This is a genomic window from Pseudomonas sp. NPDC089741 (assembly GCF_044748825.1).
Taxonomy (GTDB): Bacteria; Pseudomonadota; Gammaproteobacteria; order Pseudomonadales; family Pseudomonadaceae; genus Aquipseudomonas; species Aquipseudomonas helmanticensis.
The window spans coordinates 329,987-352,798 of sequence record NZ_JBIVGT010000003.1 but is presented as its reverse complement, the minus strand read 5'-3'; the positions used below and the strand labels follow the sequence as shown (position 1 = coordinate 352,798).

Below are 22,812 nucleotides of genomic sequence, written 5' to 3'. Positions count from 1 at the left end.
TGCGCCCGGCACGGTTCAATACTGCGGCGACGGCACTCAATTGGGCGTCGGCAAACAGCTCACTCAGCGCCAGTTCGACGCCGAGGCGCTGACGGATCAGCGAGACCATGCGCATCGCCAACAGCGAATGACCGCCAAGTTCAAAAAAGTGATCGTGACGGCCGACCTGCCCGACTTGCAGCACTTCGGCCCAGATCTGCGCCAGCGCGGTTTCCAGCTCGCCTTGCGGCGCCACGTATTCACGGGTCGGCAGCGCGGCCAGATCCGGCTTCGGTAAAGCCTTGCGGTCGACCTTGCCATTGGCGGTCAGCGGCAAAGCTTCGAGCCGGACAAACGCCGCCGGCACCATGTAGTCCGGCAACTGCGCCAGCAGATGCTCGCGCAAGTTGCCCACTGCCAGTGGCTCGGCCCCCGCCTGTTCGGTGAAATACGCCACCAGTCGCGGCTGACCGGGTTGGTCCTCGCGGGCCAGCAGCACCGCTTCGTTGATACCGGGGAGCTGATTGAGGCGGGTCTCGATTTCGCCCAACTCGATGCGCATGCCACGGATTTTTACCTGATCGTCGTTACGCCCCAGATAGTCGAGCGAGCCGTCTTCGCGCCAGCGTGCAAGGTCACCGGTGCGGTACATGCGCGCATTCGGCGCGCGGCTGAACGGGTCGTGCAGGAAACGTTCGGCGGTCAGATCTGCGCGGTTCAGATAACCCCGGGCCACGCCCGCGCCACCGACGTACAACTCGCCCATGACCCCCATTGGCACAGGCCGTTGCTGTTCGTCGAGCAAGTAAACCGCCGCGTTCGCCACTGGCGTGCCGATGTGCAACGCCGCGCCAACGTCAATGCGCCCGGAAGTGGCGACCACCGTGGCCTCGGTCGGGCCGTAGTTGTTGATCACCGCGAAACGCTGCTCACGGCTGAACTGGCGCAAGCGATCGCCACCGATCAACAGAGTGCGCAAGGTCGGATGATCGCGGTTCTGGTTGAACGCGTATTCGGCGACCGGGGTCGGCAAAAAGCTCACGTCCAGCGGTTGCGCGCGCCACCAGTCGAGCAACGCATCGATGTCTTCAGCACCGTCATGGGTCGGTGCCAGGTGCAAGGTCGCGCCCGCACACAGGGCCGGCCAGACTTCCCACGCCATCGCATCGAAGCCAAAGCCAGCAAGGCTCGAGGTGTGGCTGCCGGCGCGTAAATCGAACGCTTCGCAGTGCCAATCGATCAGGTTGGACAGGGTCTGATGCTCGACCATGACCCCTTTGGGCAGGCCGGTCGAACCGGAGGTGTAGATCACGTACGCCAGATGCTTGACCGTCAAGTCTGCTACCGAAGGGTTGTGCTGCGCCTGCGCCGGCCATGCGCACAGGTCGACATCGATCACTGGCACGCTCAGCAGCGGCAGTCTCTGGTGCAGATCGCTTTGCGTGAGCACCGCGACCGGTGCGCTGTCGTTCAACAAATAGCTGATCCGCTCGGCGGGATGCGCCGGATCGATCGGCACATAGCCGGCGCCGGCCTTGAGAATGGCCACCAGACCGACCAAGGTGTCCAGCCCCCGACGGGCGACGATGGCCACGCGGTCATCCGGTTTTACGCCCAATTCGATCAAGTGATGCGCCAACGCATTGGCCTGGCGATTGAGCTGCAAGTAAGTCAGTGGCTGTCCGCCAAACACCGCCGCCACGGCCTGCGGACGCTCGGCGACCTGCGACTCGAAGCGCTGGGCAATCGTCAGCCCACGCGGGAAATCGGCCTCGGTTGCATTGAAGCGCACCAGCAACTGTTCGCGCTCTGCTGCCGGCAGGATCGACAAGCGATCAAAGCCTGCGTGCGGCGTATGCTCCAGCGCCTCCAGCAAATTCATCAACGCAGCCTGCATGTAGCCGCAGATACGCTGCGCATCAATGCCAGCCCCGGCCAATACCTTCAGGCGGAAGTCTTCACCGAGATCATCAACGCTGAGGGTCAGGCGATAGTTGCTGTGTTCCTCGGCATCGAGCAGTTGCATGCCGTGCCACGCTGCTTGCACCTCGGCGGATATCGGCCCGACCGGGGTGCTGTGACGATAATTGAGCAGCGTGCTGAACAGCGGCGTGCCCGTCGGCATGGCGCTGCACTGTTGCACCTGTGCCAGTTGCGCATGTTCGTGGGCGAGCAACTGACTAAGGCGTTCATGGGTCGCCAACGCGGCGCCTTTGACGCTGTGCGCATTGAGTTCGATGCACAACGGCAAGGTGTTGATGAACACCCCAAGCGCACGCTCCGAGCCTTCACCACCCTGCAATCGGCCGAGCAACACCGTGCCGAATACCACGGCGTCGCGCCCGGACAATTGCCCCAGCACCTGCGCCCAGGCGAGGTGCATCAGGCTGGCGGCGCTGACACCCAAGCGCCGTGCCTGTTGGCGCACGCTGTGGCTGAGTGAATTTGGTAGCGTCAGTTGCGCCTCTTGCGCTGGCGCGTCATCCACCCGGTTGTGGCCGTAGGGCAAAGTCGGCTCATCGACAGCACCGAGCATCTCGCCGAAGAAGCTTTGGTGTTCTTGTTCACTCAGCCCGGAGCGGGTGTGCGCCACGTAATTGCGATACGGCACCGGCTCGCTCAGTTGCCCGGCGTTGCCCAGCAGAAATGCCTGCATCTCGTGCTGCAACACTTCGAGCGCGACGTGATCCATCACCAGATGATGGAACAGCAGCAACGCCACCACACGCTGATTGGCGGCATCGCGGCTGTAGACCATGCGCATCAGCGGTGCTTCGGTAACCGGCATACGGTAGGTTTCGACGGTGAATCGCGCATGCAACCGGCTCAGTGCATCGCCTGCTTCGGCGTCCAGTTGCGATGCCTCGCAGCTCAGCGAAGCCTGACGCCAGACCACTTGCACCGGCTCATCAAGACCTTCCCAGAACAGCGAAGTACGCAGAATGTCGTGGCGCTCGATCACCCGTTGCAGGGCGTCGGTGAAGGCTTGCAAACGCTGTTCATCGGCGAAGGCAAACTGCGCCTGCAACACGTACGGATCGCCCTGCGCGGCTGACAGATGATGGAACAGGATGCCGGTCTGCAACGGCGCCAGCGGATAGATGTCCTGCACGTTGCGCGCACCGCCGGGAACACTCGCAACGATCCGGTCGATCGTCGCTTGATCCAGCGCCACCAGCGGCAACAGTTCGGGGGTGATGCGCGGGCAATCGGCCGGAATCAGGTTTGCCGGCACCGCCGCTTCAGGCTCCCCGCCCACTGCCGCCGCCAGCGCGGCCAGCGTCGGTTGACCGAACAGCACGCGAATATCCGCCGACAAGCCGGCCCGGCGCATGCGCGCGACCAGATTGACCGCCAGCAACGAATGGCCGCCCAGTTCGAAGAAATGATCGAAGCGCCCTACTCGCTCGACCTTGAGCAACTCGGCCCAGATCCCGGCAATCACGGTCTCGACTTCACCGACCGGGGCTTCGTACGCGCGGGTCAGCAGCGCCGACGGATCAGGGGCCGGCAAGGCCAGGCGATCGAGTTTGCCGTTGGGGCTCAGTGGCAAGGCCGGCAGATGCACAAACAGCGCAGGCACCATGTAGTCCGGCAAATGCTTGAGCAGTTGACTGCGCATCTGATCGATTTCCAGTGGCTCGCCGCTGTAGTACGCGACCAGACGCTGATCACCCGGCACATCTTCACGGGCCAGCACCGCCGCTTCGCGCACGCCGTCGATGTGCGCCAGATGCGCCTGGATCTCGCCCAGTTCGATGCGCAAACCACGGATCTTGACCTGATCGTCATTGCGCCCCAGGTACTCGATGTTGCCATCGGCCAGGTAACGCGCGACGTCGCCGGTGCGGTACAGACGCGCGCCGGGCTGATCATTGAATGGATCGTCGAGGAAGCGTTCGGCCGTCAGCTCAGGCCGATGCAGATAACCCCGCGCCACCTGCATGCCGCCCAGATACATCTCACCGACCACGCCGAATGGCACCGGTTGCTGATGAGCATCGAGGATAAACACGCGGGTATTGCACAGCGGTTTGCCGATCGGCGGCGTGCCTTCCGGTACCGGCGAATCGGGCTCCAGCGTCCACACCGTGCTGTCAACGGTAGCTTCAGTCGGGCCATAAACGTTGTGCAGGCGCACCTGCGGCAGACGCTCGCGCACGCTGCGCACCAACGCGGCTGTCAGCTCACCGCCACCACAGAACACATCGGTCAGGCTGCGGCATTCACCGACTGCTTGCTCTTCAAGGAACTGCTGCAACAGCGCCGGTACGAACTGGATGACATTGACCTGTTGCTGACGAATCAGCTGCACCAGCGCGGCCGGATCGCGGTGATCATTCGGGCCGGCGAGAACCAGGCGCATGCCGCAGCTCAACGGCCAGAACAGCTCCCACACCGAGGCATCGAAACTCAACGGGGTTTTCTGCAACAGCGCAGCACCGCTCGCCAGCGGGCACAGGCTGGCGCTCCAGTGCAGAAGATTGCCCAGATTACGATGCTCGACCATCACGCCTTTCGGGGTGCCGGTGGAACCGGAGGTGTAAATCACATAAGCCAGGTTCGCGGCGCTCAGGTCCGGCACCTGCGGATTGCTTTGCGCAAGGTCTTGCCAGGTGCACTGGTCGAAATCGACCAACACGCCGGCCCACTCGCCGATCAACACGCGCGTCGGCGCATGCACCAGCGCCGCCACGGGCGCGCTGTCCTCGAGCATGTACGCCAGACGCTCGGCGGGATAACCCGGGTCCAGCGGCACATAAGCGCCGCCGGCCTTGAGAATCGCCAGCAAACCGACCAGCAGTTGCGGCCCGCGCTCGACGCAGATCGCCACCCGCGCATCGCGATCTACACCGCACTGGCGCAGGTGATGGGCGAGTCGGTTGGCGCGGCGGTTCAACTCGGCGTAACTCAAGCGCAGCTCACCGGCTACCACAGCATCAGCCTCTGGCGTGCGCAACACCTGCGCCTCGAAGCGGCCATGAACGGTCTGCTCAAAGTCGTGGCTGACGGCGGTTGCGTTCAGCTCGAACAGCAGATGCTGACGCTCGTCGTCCGCCAACAACGCCACCTGATCCAGTACCGCCTGATCGTTGCTGACCATCGCCTGCAACAGTCGCTGGAAGTAACCGACATAACGCTGAATCGTCGACTCATCGAACAAGGCAATCGCGTACTCCAACACACCGCGAATCCCGCCCGGCGCGTCTGCCAAAGTCAGCGACAGATCGAATTTGGCGAAGTGGCTCGGTTCGGCAACGCTTTCCAGGGTCAGGTCGCCGAGACTCAGACTGGCGCCATGGCCGCTGTCCCAACTGAACATCACCTGAAACAACGGGCTGTGCGCCATGCTCCGCGCAGGTTTGGTGATTTCCACCACTTGTTCGAACGGCAGGTCCTGATGCGCCTGCGCTTGCAGCGTTTGCGCCTTGACCCGCGCCAGCAGCGCTTCGCTGCTCAACTCGCCCGACGTATCGATACGCAGGGCCAGGGTGTTGACGAACATGCCGATCAGGCCTTCGATCTCGGCACGAGTGCGGTTGGCCACGGGCGAACCGATGACCACTTCGGCTTGCCCCGACAACCGACTCAACAGACTCGCCCAGGCACTGAGCATGAGCATGTACATCGTCACACCGTGACGCTGGGCCAAAGCCTTGAGTCCGGCACTCAGGCGTTCGTCGAGCACCACGTCGACGGTGCTGCCGGCGTAATCCTGCTGTGCCGGGCGCATGCGGTCGGTCGGCAGCGTCAACAGTGCCGGCGCGCCGGCCAGGGTCTGTTGCCAATATTCACTTTGGCGCTGCAACACCTCGCCACTGAGCCAGCGCCGCTGCCACACCGCGTAGTCGGTGTATTGCAGCGCCAGCGGCGGTAGCGGATCCGGCTGGCCATGGCTGAACGCTTGATACAACGCCATCAGTTCGCGGGTCAGAATCCCCATCGACCAGCCATCGGAGATGATGTGGTGCAGGGTCAGCAACAGCACATGATGATCGTCGGCGAGCCGCACCAAGCGACCGCGAATCAGCGCATCGTCCTGCAAATCGAACGGCCCTGAAGCCTCGCCCTGAATCAGCGCCTGCAAGGTTTCGTCGGGTTGCGGATGCTGGCGCAGGTCCTCGACGCGCAGCAGCAGACCGCTGTCGAGCGGGGCGATCAGCACTTGCGCTTGATCATTGAACTGGGCGAAACGGCTGCGCAGGGTTTCATGCCGCGCGACGATGCGCGCCAAGGCTTGTTGCAGCGCAGGCTCATTCAGTTGGCCGCGCAGACGCAGGCCGATGGGAATGTTGTACGCGGTGTTGGCGCCCTCCATTTGCGCCAGAAACCACAAGCGTTGCTGCGCGAATGACAGCGGCAAGGCGCCGTCACGGGCCACTGCGACAATCTCCGGTTGCGTACTGCGCCCGGCCTGCGCCACGGCCTCGGCGACCGCCGCCAGTTCGGCGTTGGCAAACAAATCACCCAGCGCCAGTTCGACGCCAAGGCGCTGGCGAACCTGGGACACCATGCGCATGGCCAACAGTGAATGGCCACCGAGTTCGAAGAAGTGATCCTGACGACCGACTCGCTCGACTTGCAGCACCTGCGCCCAGATCTGCGCCAAGGCACTTTCCAGTTCGTTGTGCGGGGCCTCGTATTCGCGGGTGAACAGCGCCGTACGCTCGGGTTTCGGCAACGCCTTGCGGTCGACCTTGCCGTTGGCGGTCAACGGCAGTGCGTCGAGGCGGACGAAGGCCACCGGCACCATGTACTCCGGCAACTGGGTCAGCAAGTGCGCGCGCAACTCGGCCACGGCCAGCGGTTCGACCTGGCTCTGCTCGGTGAAATAGGCCACCAGGCGCGGCTGCCCGGGTTGATCTTCGCGCGCCAGCAGCACGGCTTCCTGAATGCCGGGCAACTGATTGAGGCGAGTTTCGATTTCGCCGAGTTCGATGCGCACGCCACGGATTTTCACCTGATCGTCGTTACGCCCCAGGTAGTCAATGGTGCCGTCGGCGCGCCAGCGTGCGAGGTCGCCGGTGCGATACATGCGCGCGTTCGGCACGGGGCTGAACGGGTCATGCAGGAAGCGCTCGGCGCTCAGATCGGCGCGGTTCAAATAACCGCGCGCCACCCCGGCGCCGCCGACGTACAACTCGCCCATGACGCCAATCGGTACCGGACGCTGCTGTTCATCGAGCAGGTACACCGTGGCGTTGGCCACCGGTTTGCCGATGTGCAAGGCGTCGCCCGCCTCGATTCGACCAGAGGTCGCGACCACGGTGGCTTCGGTCGGGCCGTAGTTGTTGATCACATCAAATTGCTGATTGCGGCTGAACTGGCGCAGGCGGTCGCCACCGATCAGCAGCGTGCGCAACGTCGGGTGTTCGAGGTTTTGGCTGAAGGCGTATTCGGCGACGGGCGTCGGCAGAAAACTCACGTCCAGCGGCTGCGCGCGCCACCAGTCGAGCAGTGCATCGATGTCCTCGGTGCCCTCGTGAGTCGGGGCCAGGTGCAGGGTCGCGCCGGCACACAACGCCGGCCAGACTTCCCAGGCCATGGCGTCGAAACCGAAGCCGGCAAGACTTGAAGTGTGGCGACCGGCGCACAGGTCAAATGCGCTGCAATGCCAGTCGACCAGATTCGACAAGGTGCGGTGTTCGACCATCACCCCTTTGGGCAGGCCGGTGGAACCGGAGGTGTAGATCACGTAGGCCAGGTGCGCGGCAGTCAGGCCCGGGACGTGCGGATCATCGGCTTCGCTGAGCGGCCAGCTCAGTGGATCGAGATCGATCACCGGCACCTGCAACGCCGGCAAGCGCTCACGCAGAGTGTTCTGGGTGAGCACGGCAACCGGCGCGCTGTCGCTGAGCAAGTAGTGCAGACGCTCGGCCGGGTGCGCCGGGTCGACCGGTACATAACCGGCGCCCGCCTTGAGAATCGCCACCAGCCCGACCAGCGTATCGAGGCCTCGGCGGGCGACGATGGCGACGCGATCGTCGGGCTTCACTCCCAGCGCGATCAGATGATGAGCCAAGACGTTGGCCTGCCGGTTGAGCTCACCATAGCTCAGTTGCTCAGCCAAAAACTGTGCTGCCAGCGCTTCTGGTCGCTGCGCCGCTTGCGCCTCGAAACGCTGGGCGATGGTCAACGTTGCCGGGAAGTCGGCGTGGCTGGCATTGAACGCCAACAACACTTGCTCGCGCTCGGCCGCCGGCAGAATCGGCAATTGGTTGATCGCGGTATCGGGCGCCTGCTCCAGCGCCAGCACCAGACTTTCCAGCGCGCAATGCAGGTAATCGCAGAGGCGCTGTGGATCGACTTCGGTGGTCGCCAGCAGCGTCAGGCTGAAGGCATCGCCGAAATCATCGACGCTCAGGGTCAGCGGGTAGTTGGTGCGTTCTTCGGAGCTGATCGTGCTGATGCCTTGCCACGCGGCGAGGGTCTCGGCACTCGCGGTTGCCGCCGTGTGGCTGTGACGGTAATTGAGCAAGGCACTGAACAACGGCGTCGGCGCGACCACGCCGCTGCAACGCTGGGCCAACGCCAGTGGCGCGTGTTCGTGGCGCATCAGCGTGGTCAGGCGTTTGTGGGTCGCCTCCACCGCCGCACGCACGCCCTGCGCATCGACATCGACCCGCAACGGCAAGGTGTTGATGAAAATCCCCAGTGCACGCTCAGTGGCTTCGGCGCCCTGCATGCGCCCCATCAACACCGTGCCGAAGACCACGTTGTGCTTGCCGGTGAGCACCGCCAATACCTGCGCCCAACCCAGATGAAACAGGCTCGCGGCACTCACGCCGAGCTGCCGCGCCTGCGCGCGCAGACGTTGACCGAGCAGCGGGTTGATCGGCAGGCTCAGCTCGGCGATGCCGAGGCCGTCGCCCTGCACGTCCTGTAAACCGTACGGCAGCGTCGGCTCGGCAATGTCACCGAGCATCTCGCGGAAAAACGCCTCGTGCTCGGCTTCGCTGATGCCCAGCCGCGCTTGCGCCACGTAATTGCGAAACGGCACCGGGCGCCCGAGCGATTGATCCTGGCGGGTAAGGCAGGCGAGCAGTTCGTGACGCACCACGTCGAGCGCCGAGTGATCCAGCGCCATGTGATGGAACAACAACGTCGCAACCACGCGCTGGCCATCCTCATCCCACGCGTAGGCCAGTCGCATCATCGGTGCGTACTTGACGTCGAGACGGTAATGCCGCGCATCGAAGCGCTCGTGCAATTGCTGCAGTACAGCGCGTTCGCTGTCGTCCACCGCGACTTCTTCCTCCGGCAACTGCGCTTGACGCCAGACCACTTGCAGCGGCACGTCCAGCCCTTCCCAATGCACCGCCGTGCGCAAAATGTCGTGGCGATCGATGACCTTTTGCAACGCTTGGGCGAAATCCTGCAAACGCTCACGGCTGCTGAACGCAAAGTACGATTGCATGACGTACGGATCGCCCTGCTCGTTGCTCGCGTGGTGATAGAGAATGCCTTCCTGCAACGGCGCCAGTGGGTAGATATCCTGGACATTGGCGGCGCCGCCGGGTACATCGGCGATCAAGCGGTCAAGGGTCGGCTGATCGACTTCAGCCAGGGTCACCATCGCTGGCGTGATGTGTGTACTGCCGGGAAGAATGCCGTTGGCCGGAACGTCGATCTGGCCCGCTCGGTTGGCCGAGTACTGGCCGGCCTTGATCAGTTCGATCAGTGCCGGTTTGTGCTCGCGCAGGGCCGCCAGCAGCGCTGGGTCGCTCAACGCCTGTTTGTTGCCATTGACGCGCAATTGCTCATCGGTCACCGCCAACTGAATGTCTTTTACCTTCAGGGTTGCCAACAGTTCGAGCACATTCACAGGACGATCTCCATTCTTTCGGTAATTGCGGCGTAGCCAGCCAGGGTCGGTTGTTCGAACAACGCCCTGACGTCGGCTTCCATGCCTTCCTGACGCAACCGGCCGATCAGACTGACCGCCAGTAATGAGTGACCACCCAGTTCAAAGAAATGGTCGTGGCGCCCTACCCGCTCGACGTTGAGCAGCTCGGCCCAGAGCCGTGCGAGGGTGATTTCGACGTCGCCGACCGGGGCTTCGTATTCGCGTGTTTGCAGCGATTGCTGATCCGGCGCCGGCAGCGCCTTGCGGTCGAGCTTGCCATTGGGGCTCAGCGGCAAAGCGTCGAGATGCACGAACACGGCGGGCACCATGTAGTCCGGCAAATTTTCCAGCAGATGGGCGCGCAGTACGTCTATTTCCAGCCGCTCACCGGTGTAATACGCGACCAGGCGTTTGTCGCCCGGCACGTCTTCACGCGCCAGCACCGCAGCCTCCTGCACGCCGTCGATCCGGGTCAGGCGTGCCTGGATTTCACCCAGTTCAATGCGCAAGCCACGGATCTTCACCTGATCATCGTTGCGTCCCAGGTATTCGATGTTGCCGTCCGCCAGATAGCGGGCGACGTCGCCGGTGCGATACATCCGCCCGTTCGGATGGAAAGGATCATCGAGGAAACGTTCGGCACTCAGCTCAGGCCGGTTCAGATAACCGCGCGCCACCTGCACGCCAGCGATGTACAGCTCGCCAATCACGCCTTGCGGCACCGGTTGCTGTTGCGCATCGAGGATGTACATGCGGGTGTTGGCAATCGGTTTGCCGATTGGCGTGTTGTCCGGGGTTTGCTCGATCGGTCCGGCGCAGTCCCACGCGGTGACATCGACGGCCGCTTCGGTCGGGCCGTACAGGTTGTGCAAACCGCTGCACGGCAATTGCAGTTTGAAGCGCCGCACCAGACTGCCCGGCAACGCCTCGCCGCTGCACATCACCTGACGCAGACCGCTGCAGCGCGCGGTGTCGCTGTTGGCGAGGAACACGTCGAGCATCGATGGCACAAAGTGCAGCGTGGTGATGTTTTCGGCTTCGATCACTTGCGCGAGGTATTGCGGGTCCTTGTGCCCGTCCGGTCGTGCCATGACCAGTCGTGCACCGGTCATCAACGGCCAGAAGAACTCCCACACCGACACGTCGAAGCTGAACGGGGTTTTCTGCAACACCGTGTCGGCAGCCGTCAGGCGATAGGCGTCCTGCATCCACAGCAAACGGTTGACCACACCGGCATGCTCGTTGACCACGCCTTTCGGTTGGCCGGTCGAGCCGGAGGTGTAGATCACGTAGGCAGTGTGTTGTGGGGTCAGCGCCGGGATTTGCGGATTGTCGGCGGACAGGGATTGCCAGGTGTTCTGGTCAAGATCGACCGCCTTGATATCCCCCAGCAATTCGCGGGTCGCCCCGTGCACCAACACCACGGCCGACGCGCTGTCTTCGAGCATGTAGGCGAGGCGTTCCGGCGGATAGGCCGGATCCAGCGGCACATAACCGGCACCCGCCTTGTTGATCGCCAGCAGGCCGATGACCATCTCCAGGCTGCGTTCGACGCAGATTGCTACCCGTTGATCCGGCTGCACGCCCAACGCGCACAGGTGATGTGCCAGCCGATTGGCCTGCTGGTTCAACTCGGCATAGCTCAGGCGATGTTCGCCGGCGACCACTGCAATGGCGTGCGGCGAACGCTTGGCCTGCGCTTCGAACAAGCCATGGATCGTCTGCTCCAGGTGGTACTGGACGTTGGTTGCGTTGAAGTCAAACAACAGAGTCCTGCGTTCCTGCTTAGGCAGGATTGGCAGAAGGTTCAACGCTGACTGCGGGTTTTGCTCCAGCGCCGTCACCAATCCCGATAGGGTCGTCAACATCATGTCGCAAACCCGCGCAGCACCCACCCGGGGTTCGGTCAGCGCCATCACGCTGAAGCCGTCACCCAAATCGTCTACATTGAGCGTCAAGGGATAATTGGTGCGACCGTCATGGTTCAGCGTCTCGATGCCTTGCCAAGCCTGCTCAAGCAACTCGTTTGGCGCACGTCTGTCACTATGGCGGAAGTTGAGCATCGAGCTGAACAACGGCAGCGGCGTTCCAACACCACTGCAACGTTGCGCCAGCGCCAGCGAGGCATGCTCATGCCCGAGCAATGCGCTCAATCGCTTATGGGTGTTGCGCACGGCGGCGCGCACACCCTGCCCATCGACATCGACCCGCAACGGTAAGGTGTTGATGAACACACCCAGCGCCCGATCCGCGCCCTCGCCGCCCTGCAGGCGCCCGACCAGTACGGTGCCAAAAACCACGCTGTGGCGACCTGTCGTGCCAGCCAGCAGTTGGGCCCAGCCGAGGTGAAACAGACTGGCCGCACTGACACCGAGCGTGCGCGCCTGCGCGCGCAGCCGTCGGCTTAATTCATCGGGCAACTGCAGCCGATACTCCTCGATAGCGCTGCCATCCCCCTGCACGTCCTGCAAGCCGAACGGTAGCGTGGGCTCGTCAATGTCAGCCAGCATTTCACGGAAAAACGCCTCATGTTCCTGCTCGCTGACCCCCAGCAGCGCTTGCGCGACGTAATTGCGGTACGGCATCGCTACGCTCGGCAGTTCGGTTTGTCCGAGCAAGTACGCCTGCATTTCCTGACGCACCACATCAAACGCGGTGTGATCCAGGGCGACGTGGTGAAACAGCAACACCGCGACCACACGCTGATGCCGCGGATCCTGCGCGTACATCAACTGGATAAGCGGCGCCTGGCTGATGTCGATCCGGTAATGCCGGGCATCGAAACGATCCTGCAAGTGCGCTCTGACGTCGCCGTCTACCGGTTCCAGAACAACCTCCTGCACGGACAGTTGCGCCCGACGCCAGACCACCTGTACCGGCTGACTCAAGCCTTCCCAGGCCACGCCCGTGCGCAGTATGTCGTGACGCTCGATCACCCGCTGAAACGCCTCGATAAAACGTTGCATACGCTCGACGCTGTCGAACGCCAATTGCGAGTGCAGCAAGTACGGATCGCCGCGTTCGGCGGTGATGTAGTGATACAGAATCCCTTCCTGCAACGGCGCCAGCGGATAAATGTCCTGCACATTGGCCGCGCCGCCCGGCACCGTCGCAACGATGCGCTCGACACTGGCCTGATCCAGTTGCACCAGCGGCAGCATGTCCGCTGTGATGTGCGTGCAATCGGCAGGAATCAGATTGTCCGGCACGCTGACCTCGCGACCGCTGCCCACTGCAGCGGCCAACGCAGCCAACGTCGGTTGGCTGAACAGCACACGCACGTCGGTGCTCAGATCGACCTGCCGCATGCGCTCGATCAGCGTCACCGCCAGCAAGGAATGCCCGCCCAGTTCGAAGAAATTATCGTGACGACCGACCTGTTCGACCTTGAGGACGTCCGCCCAGATCTGCGCCAGCACGATTTCCACCGAACCTTGCGGTGCGGCATATTCGCGGCTCAGCCAGGCGTTCTGATCAGGCTCCGGCAACGCCTTGCGGTCGAGTTTGCCGTTGGCGGTCAGCGGCAGTGCTGGCAGGCGCACGTAAGCGGAGGGCACCAAGGCTTGTGGCAACTGCACTTGCAGATGCTTGCGCAGATCTTCGATGTCGACGTTCAGGCGTTCGGTAAACCACGCCAGCAACTGCCCGTCGCGCACCAGCACCACGCAATCCTGCACGGCCTCGTGACTGCTTAACGCCGCTTCGATTTCCCCCAGCTCGACGCGCACGCCGCGCAGTTTGACCTGATCGTCGTTGCGCCCCAGGTATTCGACGGTACCATCCGCGAGCCAGCGTGCGAGGTCGCCGGTGCGGTACATGCGCGCCTGCGGTTCGTCGCTGAACGGGTCGTCGAGGAAGCGTTCGGCCGTCAGCTCGGGGCGATGCAGATAACCGCGCGCGACACCGGCACCGCCGACATACAACTCGCCCGCTACGCCGACCGGTACCGGGCGCTGCTGGTCGTCGAGCAGGTAGATCTTCGCGTTGGCCATCGGCCGACCGATGTGCAGCACTTGCCCGGCCTCGACCGCGCCGGAGGTGGCAACCACCGTGGCTTCGGTCGGGCCGTAGTTATTGATCACTGTGAAAGTCTGCTGACGGGGGAACTGCCGCAGTTTGTCGCCACCGATCAACAGCGTGCGCAAGGTCGGATGACCGAGGTCACGACTGAAGGCGTATTCGGCAACCGGCGTCGGCAGGAAACTCACCTGTAACGGCTGCGCACGCCACCATTGCAGCAACTCGTCGAGGTGTTCGTTGCGCACCGGCTCCGGCGGCAGGTGCAGGGTCGCGCCCACGCACAACGCCGGCCAGACTTCCCACGCCATCGCATCGAAACCGAACCCGGCGACACTCGACGTGTGGCTGCCGGCGCGCAGGTCGAAGGCCTCGCAGTGCCAGTGCACAAGGTTCTCCAGCGTCGCGTGTTCGACCATCACGCCTTTTGGCTGGCCGGTGGAGCCGGAGGTGTAGATCACGTAGGCCAGATGCGCCGGGGTCAGCGTCGGCAATTGCGGATTGCTCTCGGAGAGCTGTTGCCAGGTCGGATTGTCGAGTTCAATCAGCGGCACGCTTCCTAGCAAATCAGCCGTTGAAGCCTGCGCCAGCACCGCCATCGGCGCGCTGTCCTGCAACAGATAGGCGATGCGTTCTGCCGGATACGCCGGGTCGACCGGCACATAACCGGCGCCGGCCTTGAGGATCGCCAGCAACGCGACGAGCATGTCCGGGCTGCGGCGCAGGCACACGGCGATACGGTCATCGGGCTGCACGCCGAGCCCGAGCAAGTGATGAGCCAGGCGATTGGCGCGCTGATTGAGCTGGGCGTAGGTCAGATGCTGAGCGCCCTGAACCACTGCCAGCGCATCTGGCTGCTGCTCGGCCTGAACCTCGACCAAGCGCTGAATCGTTGCGCCACGCGGATAGGCCGCGCAATGCGGGTTGAAGCCCACCAGCAGATGCTCGTATTCCGCCACCGAAAGCACCGGCAAGCGGTTGAGCGGACGTTGCGGCGCCTGTTCCAGTGCTGTCACCAGATGTTCGAGTGCGGTGTGCATGTAACGGCAGATCCGTTGCGCACCGATCTCGGCGACCGCGAGTACGTTGAGGGCAAAAGCTTCGCCCAGATCATCCACCGACAACGTCAGCGGATAATTGCTGCGCTCCTCGCCGCCAAGCATGCGCACGCCCTGCCAAATGCCTTGGCCGTCGCGCGGCTGCTGTGCAGCAGTGCTGTGCCGGTAGTTGAGCAAAGCGCTGAACAGCGGCGCCGAACCGGCCATGGCCGTGCAACGCTGGGCCAGCGCCAACGAAGCGTGTTCATGGCCGAGCAGCGCCGTCAGCCGTGCATGGGCGGTTTTCACCCCGGCGCGCACACCTTCAGCGAGATCGACGCGCAGCGGCAAGGTATTGATGAACACCCCCAGCGTGCGGTCGGCGCCCTCGCCGCCCTGCATCCGCCCCATCAGCACCGTGCCGAAGACCACGTCGCGGCGCCCGGAGACCACGCCCAGCACCTGCGCCCACGCCATGTGCATCAGGCTCGCCGGGCTGACGCCCAACTGCCTGGCCTGTTCGCGCAGGCGCAGATTGAGCGCGGCATCGACCGGTTGCAGCGCTTCTTCGATGCCACGCCCGTCGCCCTGCACATCCTGCAGACCGAAGGGCAAGGTCGGCTCGTCGATATCGCCGAGCATCTCGCGGAAGAACGCTTCATGTTCCTGCTCGTCGGCGCCCAAGCGTGCCTGCGCCACATAGTTGCGGTAAGGCATCGGTGGCGTCAGCGTGTCGAGCTGATCGAACATCAACGCGTGCATTTCCCGACCGATCACCTCCATCGCGGTGTGGTCGAGAATCGAGTGATGGAACAGCACGATGGCGACGACTCGCTGTTGCAACGAATCCTCGGCGTAGACCATGCGGATCAACGGTGCGAGGGTCAGATCGAGACGGTAATGCCGTGCATCGAAACGTGCGTGCAACTGTTCGAGAATGTCGCCGTCCTGCGCATCCAGCAGCACTTGCTGGACGACCATCTGCGCCTCGCGCCAGACCACTTGCTGCGGGCTGGGCAAGCCTTCCCAGACCACGCTGGTGCGCAGAATGTCGTGACGGGCGATGACCTGCTGCAAGTGCTCGGCGAAGGTCTGTAACCGTTCGAGACTGTCGAAGGCCAGACGCGATTGCAGCAGGTACGGATCGCCCTGTTCAGCACTGAGGTGGTGATAAAGAATGCCTTCCTGCAAGGGGGCCAGCGGATAGATATCCTGCACATTGGCCGCGCCGCCCGGCACCGTGGCGACGATGCGCTCGATGCTGGCCTGATCGAGTGTCGTCAGCGTCAGCATGTCGGGGGTGATGTGCGTGCAACCGGCTGGAATCAGGTTGTCCGGCACCTCGATTTCCCGGCCACTGCCCAACGCGCGCGCCAAAGCAGCCAGGCTCGGCTGATTGAACAGCACGCGCACATCGGCGCTCAAACCGACCTGACGCATGCGCTCGATCAGGCTCACCGCCAACAGCGAATGGCCGCCGAGTTCGAAGAAGTTGTCGTGGCGGCCGATCTGTTCGATGTTGAGGACGTCGGCCCAGATCTGCGCCAACGCGATTTCGACCGGGCCTCGCGGCGCCTCATATTCACGGCTGAGCCAGGCGTCCTGATCCGGTTCGGGCAAGGCCTTGCGGTCGAGTTTGCCGTGGGCGGTCAGCGGCAGGCTATCGAGTCGCACGTACGCGGCCGGTACCAATGTGTCCGGCAGTCGCGCTTGCAGATGTCGGTGCAGATCGCCGATGTCGACCGATCTGATTTCGGTAAACCAGGCGACCAAGCGTCCGTCACGCACCAGCACCACGCATTCCTGGACCGAATCATGAGCGTTCAGCGCGGCTTCGATTTCACCCAGCTCAATGCGTACACCACGCAGTTTCACCTGATCGTCGTTGCGCCCCAGGTATTCGATATTGCCGTCGGCCAGCCAGCGCGCGAGGTCACCCGTGCGGTACATCCGCGCGTGCGGCTCGTCGCTGAACGGGTCGTCGAGGAACTGCGCAGCGGTCAGTTCCGGGCGATTCAGATAGCCGCGCGCAACCCCGGCGCCACCGACATACACCTCGCCCTGCACACCGGTCGGCACTGGCTGTTGCTGACGGTCCAGCAGATAGACTTTGGCATTGGCAATCGGCCGGCCAATGTGCAGAACCCGACCCGTTTCGATGCGCGCGGACGTCGCGACCACCGTGGCTTCGGTCGGGCCATAGTTGTTGATCACATCGAAGGTCTGAGCACGCGGAAACTGGCGCAACTTGTCGCCACCGATCAGCAGTGTGCGCAGGGTCGGATGACCCAGCCCGCGACTGAACGCGTATTCGGCCACCGGGGTCGGCAGAAAGCTCACCTGCAACGGCTGCGCGCGCCACCATTCGAGCAGTTCATCGAGGTGTTCGTTTTTGATCGAAGACGGTGGCAGATGCACGGTCGCGCCGACGCACAGCGCCGGCCAGACTTCCCAGGCCATGGCGTCGAAGCCGCAACCGGCAACGCTGGCGGTGTGGCTGCCGGCGTGCAGATCGAAGGCTTCGGCGTGCCAGTGCACGAGGTTTTCCAGGGTGCGGTGCTCGACCATCACGCCTTTCGGTTGCCCGGTAGAACCCGAGGTGTAGATCACGTAGGCGAGATTTTCCGGGGTCAATTCCGGCCGTTGTGGGTTGGTGTCCGGCAGGTGCCGCCAGTCGCTGGCGTCCAGATCGATCACCGGAACAGCGCCGAGCAAGTCGCGCGTCGACGCCTGCGCCACTACCGCGACCGGATCGCTGTCCTGCAACAGATAGGCGATGCGCTCTGGCGGATACTCCGCATCGATCGGCACGTAACCGGCGCCGGCCTTGAGAATCGCCAGCATCGCAACGAGCATGTCCGGGCCGCGACGCAGGCACAGCGCGACACGGTCATCGGCTTGCACGCCAAGGCCGATCAAGTGATGCGCGAGGCGATTGGCGCTTTTGTTCAATTCGCCATAGTTCAGTTGGTGCTCGCCCTGCACCACCGCCAACGCCTCGGGATGCGCCAGGACTTGCGCTTCAAGGAGGCGCGGCACTGTCTGCGCAGGCGGATACTCACGACCACTGATGTTGAAGCCGACCAGCACCCGTTGCCGCTCGCTTGGCGACACGATCGTCAGTTGCTGCAATGGCGTCGTCGGCGTGTATTCCAGCGCCGTGACCAGACTGTGCAAGGCGGTTTGCAAGTAATCGCAGACCCGCGCGCCGTCCACTTGCGGCACGGCTTGCACGCTCAAACGGAAACCTTCGCCGAGGTCATCGACACTGACCACCAGCGGATAATTGCTGCGCTCGCGCGAGCTGAGAATCTGCACGCCGTCCCAGGTGACAGCGGCCGACTCCGGCGCACTGTGACGGTAGTTGAGCAAGGTGCTGAACAGCGCCTGCGAACCGGCAACACCGCTGCAACGCTGGGCCAGCGCCAGCGACGCCTGCTCATGGCCGAGCAACTGCGCCAGCCGCGCATGGGTGGCACGCACGCCATGCTCTACCGAATCGGCACCGACGCTGACGCGTAACGGCAAGGTGTTGATGAACATGCCCAGCGCCCGATCGGCGCCCTCACCGCCCTGCATGCGCCCGAGCAGCACCGTGCCGAACACCACGTCTTGCTGACCGGAGACCTGCGCCAGAACCTGAGCCCAGGCTTGATGCACCAGGCTGGCGACGCTGATCCCCAATCGCCGAGCCTGCTCGCGCAGACGTTGGCCAAGGTCGGCATCGAGGTCTGATTGGCTGTCGAGGATATCGCTGCCATCGCCGTGCACGTCCTGCAACCCAAAGGCCACGGTCGGTTCGTCGATGTCGCTGAGCATCTCGCGGAAGAACACCTCATGCGCCTGGTCATCGACACCGAGCCGTGCCTGCGCGACAAAGTGGCGGTATTGCACCGCCGGCGGCAGGTCGCTGCTGCGACCGAGCATGACGTCGTTCATTTCCGCGATCAGCACTTCCAGCGCCGTGTGATCGAGGACGATGTGGTGCAGCAGGAGCATGCCGATCCAGCGCTTGTTTGGCTGATCTTCGGTGTAGGCGAAACGCATCAGCGGCGCGCGATTGAGGTCGAGGCGATAGTGGCGTGGATCGAAACGCGTCTGCATCTGCTCCAGCACGTCGCCGTCGAGTTCGTCGGCATCGACGCGTTCCAGCGCCAGTGGCGCCTTGCGCCAGACCACTTGCACCGCCTCTTCCAGGCCTTCCCAGACGATGCCGGTGCGCAGAATGTCATGGCGTGCGATCACGCCGTTCAAGGCGCGAACGAAGGTTTTGATTTGCGCCAGACCGTCGAAGGCAAATTGCGCCTGCAACACATACGGATCACCGGCGCGGGTTGCCAGATGGTGATAGAGAATCCCCGCCTGCAACGGCGCCAGGCCATAGATGTCCTGCACATTGGCGATGCCGTCCGGAACGCTGGCGACGACACGGTCGATAGCGGCCTGATCGAGATTGGCCAGCGGCAACATGGCCGGGGTAATGCGCGTGCAACCCGGTTCGATACGGTTTTGCGGGACGATAATCGCGCGTTCGCTGCCCAAGGTTGCCGCCAGCGCCGCCACACTCGGCTGACCGAACAGCACACGCACGTCGCAATGCAGATCCTGTTGGCGCATGCGCTCGATCAGCTTCACCGCCAGCAGCGAATGACCGCCAAGTTCGAAGAAGTTGTCATGGCGGCCGACCTGTTCGACACCGAGCAACGTCTGCCAGAGCCCGGCGATCAGGTTTTCCACGGCACCGACCGGCGCTTCGAAACCGCGCCGGGCGAAGGCCTCGCTGTCCGGCGCAGGCAGGGCTTTGCGGTCGAGCTTGCCGTTGCTGGTCAGCGGCAAAGCGTCCAGACGGACGAAAGCGCTCGGCACCATGTATTCCGCCAGCGAAACCAGCAATTGATCGCGCAATTGCGCCACGTCCGGCGCCGCACCTGCGTCGGCCAGCCAATAAGCGACCAGACGCTGATCACCGGGGCTGTCCTCACGAGCGATTACCACGGCTTCGCGCACACCTGCGCAAGCGGACAGCCGTGCCTCGATCTCGCCCAGTTCGATGCGGAAACCGCGAATTTTCACCTGATCGTCATTGCGGCCCAGGTATTCGAGGCTGCCGTCAGCGGCCCAGCGTGCGAGGTCGCCGGTTTTATACAAACGTGCCTCGGCGTCTTCACTGAACGGATCATTGATAAAGCGTTCGGCCGTCAGCGCTGCGCGATTCAGATAACCGCGCGCGACCCCGGCGCCGCCGACGTACAACTCGCCAATCACGCCGACCGGCACCGGTTCACGCTGCGCATCGAGGACATACAGTTGCAGGTCGGGAATGCGCACGCCTATCGGGCTGACGCCAAGCAATTGCGCATCGGCGGCTTGCAGCGGCCGATAGGTCACGTGCACCGTGGTTTCGGTGATGCCGTACATGTTCACCAGCCGTGTGCCGGCGTTGCCAACCCGCGCATACCACGGTTTGAGCAAGCCCGGCTCCAAGGCTTCGCCACCGAAAATCACTTCGCGCAGGGAATGCTGCAACTGACTGCGACCCTGCGCGGCGATCAGTTGGCGGAACGCGCTCGGCGTCTGGTTGAGCACGGTCACGCCGGTTTGGCAGAGCAATGCGTAGCATTCGTCGGGCGCGCGGCTGATGGCTTGCGGGACCAGCAGCAATTGCCCGCCGAACGCCAGCGCGCCCCAGATTTCCCACACCGAAAAGTCGAAGGCGAAGGAATGGAACAGCGCCCAGGTGTCCTGCTGGTTGAACTGGAACCCGTCATGGGTGGCGGAGAACAGCCGCGCCACGTTGCGGTGCTCGACCATCACGCCTTTGGGCAAACCGGTGGAGCCGGAGGTGTAGATCACGTACGCCAGATGCGTCGGGGTCAGTTCGGGGATCTGCGGATTGCTGTCGAGTTCGGCCTTGAGCTGGCCGCTGTCGAGGTCGATCTGCGGCACGTCGAGATCGGCCAGGCGATCGCGCGTCGCCGCCTGCATGAGTACCGCCACCGGGACGCTGTCCTGCATGGTGAAAGTGATTCTGTCGAGCGGATAAGCCGGATCGATCGGCACATAACCAGCGCCGGCCTTGAGTACGCCGAGCAGGCCGATGATCATTTGCGGGCCGCGTTCGACGCAGATGGCGACGCGGTCGTCAGGGCGTATGTTCAGCGCCAGCAAATGGTGGGCGACCTGATTGGCGCGACGGTTGAGTTCGCCGTAGCTGAGCGTCTGCCCTTCGAACATCAATGCTGTGGCGTCAGGCCGGGACTGTGCATGGGCTTCGAATTGCTGGTGGATCAGCGGGGTTTCAGGGAACTGCGCCAGCGGCAAATTGCTGTCGTGCAGCAGGTGTTCGCGTTCGCTGGCCGGGAGGATTTTCAGCGTTTGCAGCGGCACATCGGCGCTGGATTGCAGGGCCGCCGCCAAACTCTCCAGCGCCGTGTTCAGATAGCTCGCCATGCGCTCAGCACCCAGCGCCGCATCTGCCAGCGCGGTGATGCGCAAATCCACGCCGAGGTCATCGATGTTGATGGTCAGCGGATAGTTGGTGCGCTCGCGGGCGCCGAGCACCTGCACACCGGGGGCGATGTCGACCACGTCCGCGACTTCTTCGACGCTGCTGTGCCGGTAATTGAGGATCGCGCTGAACAGCGGCGCCGGCACCTCCACGGCGCTGCAGCGTTGCGCCAGGGCCAGCGAAGCTTGCTCGTGCGCCAGCAACGCGGTCAGGCGCCGATGGGTCGCCAGCACGCCGGCACGCACGCTTTGCTCGCCGACATCAACGCGCAGCGGCAAGGTGTTGATGAACATTCCCAGCGCTTGTTCGCCGCCCTCGCCTGCGTCCATCCGCCCGAGCAGCACAGTGCCGAACACCACCGCCGTGCGCCCGGACAATTGCCCCAGCACGCGCGCCAGCGCCAGATGCGTCAGGCTCGCGACGCTCACGCCGAGCTGCCGCGCCTGCTCGCGCAACTGCCGGCCCAAGCGACTGTCGAGCAGCAACGCGGCTTCCTCGATGGCGTGGCCGTCGCCCTGCACATCCTGCAAACCACACGGTAGCGTCGGTTCGTCGATGTCGGCGAGCATCTCGCGGAAAAACGCTTCCTGCGCCTGCTCGTTGCCGGCCCGGCGCGCCATCGCCAGGTGATCGCGATACGGCACCGGCGCAGGCACTTGCGCGGTCTGCCCGAGCAGGAAGGCCTGGATTTCCCGGCGCAGCACATCCAGCGCCACGTGATCCATGATCATGTGATGAAACAGCAACAGTGCGACCACGCGGTCCTGAGCGGGATCCAGCGCGTAGACCATGCGCAGCAGCGGTGCTTGCTGCAGGTTGAGGCGCAAGTGCTGCGGGTCGTGACGTTCCAGCAACTGCGTAAGCACATCGCGGTCGCTGTCGACGCTGATGTCTTCACACACCAACGGCGCCTCGCGCCAGACCACTTGCACCGCTTCGTCGAGGGACTCCCAGACGAACGAGGTGCGCAGGATGTCGTGGCGCTTGACCACCCAGCGCAACGCCTCGGCAAAAGCCTCCAGCCGTTGCGGGCTGTCGAACACGAAGCGCGCCTGAGAGATGTAGGGATCGCCGGCAACGGCCGAGAGATGGTGATAAAGCATGCCTTCCTGCAACGCCGACAACGGATAAATATCCTGCACGTTGGCGGCGCCACCCGGCACCGTGGCGACGATGCGGTCAAGGGTGTCTTGATTGAGCTGCACCAGCGGCAGCATGTCCGGGGTGATGCGAAAGGCCGGGCTCAGCCAGTCGCCGCCGTGTTTGGCGACCAGTTCCAGCAGTTGCGCCTTGTGCGCCGAGAGGCTGTCCCACAACGCGTCGTCCAGCGCGTCGTCGCTGCCCAGAATGACCAGGTCTTCATCTTCCTGTTGAAGGCGGATCGCATGGGTGGAAATAACAGCCATCAGTTCGCTGAAATGCAT

The 22,812-nt window shown here is 63.6% G+C and carries 2 protein-coding genes (1 of these 2 running past the window's edge); both read right to left on the bottom strand.

Translation table 11 applies throughout. From position 1 onward, the window contains the following. Positions 1–9,805, bottom strand: partial view of a non-ribosomal peptide synthase/polyketide synthase gene (locus ACIPZE_RS05455; protein ID WP_400771846.1) — the 5' portion only. The gene continues 8,039 nt to the left of window position 1, outside the view; 9,805 of the gene's 17,844 nt are visible here — the first part of the coding sequence; the start codon lies at positions 9,803–9,805; the stop codon falls past the left edge of the window. Further along, positions 9,802–22,812 carry an amino acid adenylation domain-containing protein gene (locus tag ACIPZE_RS05450; RefSeq protein WP_400771845.1) on the bottom strand — a complete coding sequence of 4,337 codons (13,011 nt, stop codon included), beginning with the start codon at positions 22,810–22,812 and terminating at the stop codon, positions 9,802–9,804. The genes ACIPZE_RS05455 and ACIPZE_RS05450 overlap by 4 nt, the downstream gene beginning before the upstream one ends.

Excerpts from the sequence above, each read along its gene's own strand:
- ACIPZE_RS05450 (WP_400771845.1), bottom strand. The coding sequence starts at position 22,812 with ATGCATTTCAGCGAACTGATGGCTGTTATTTCCACCCATGCGATCCGC.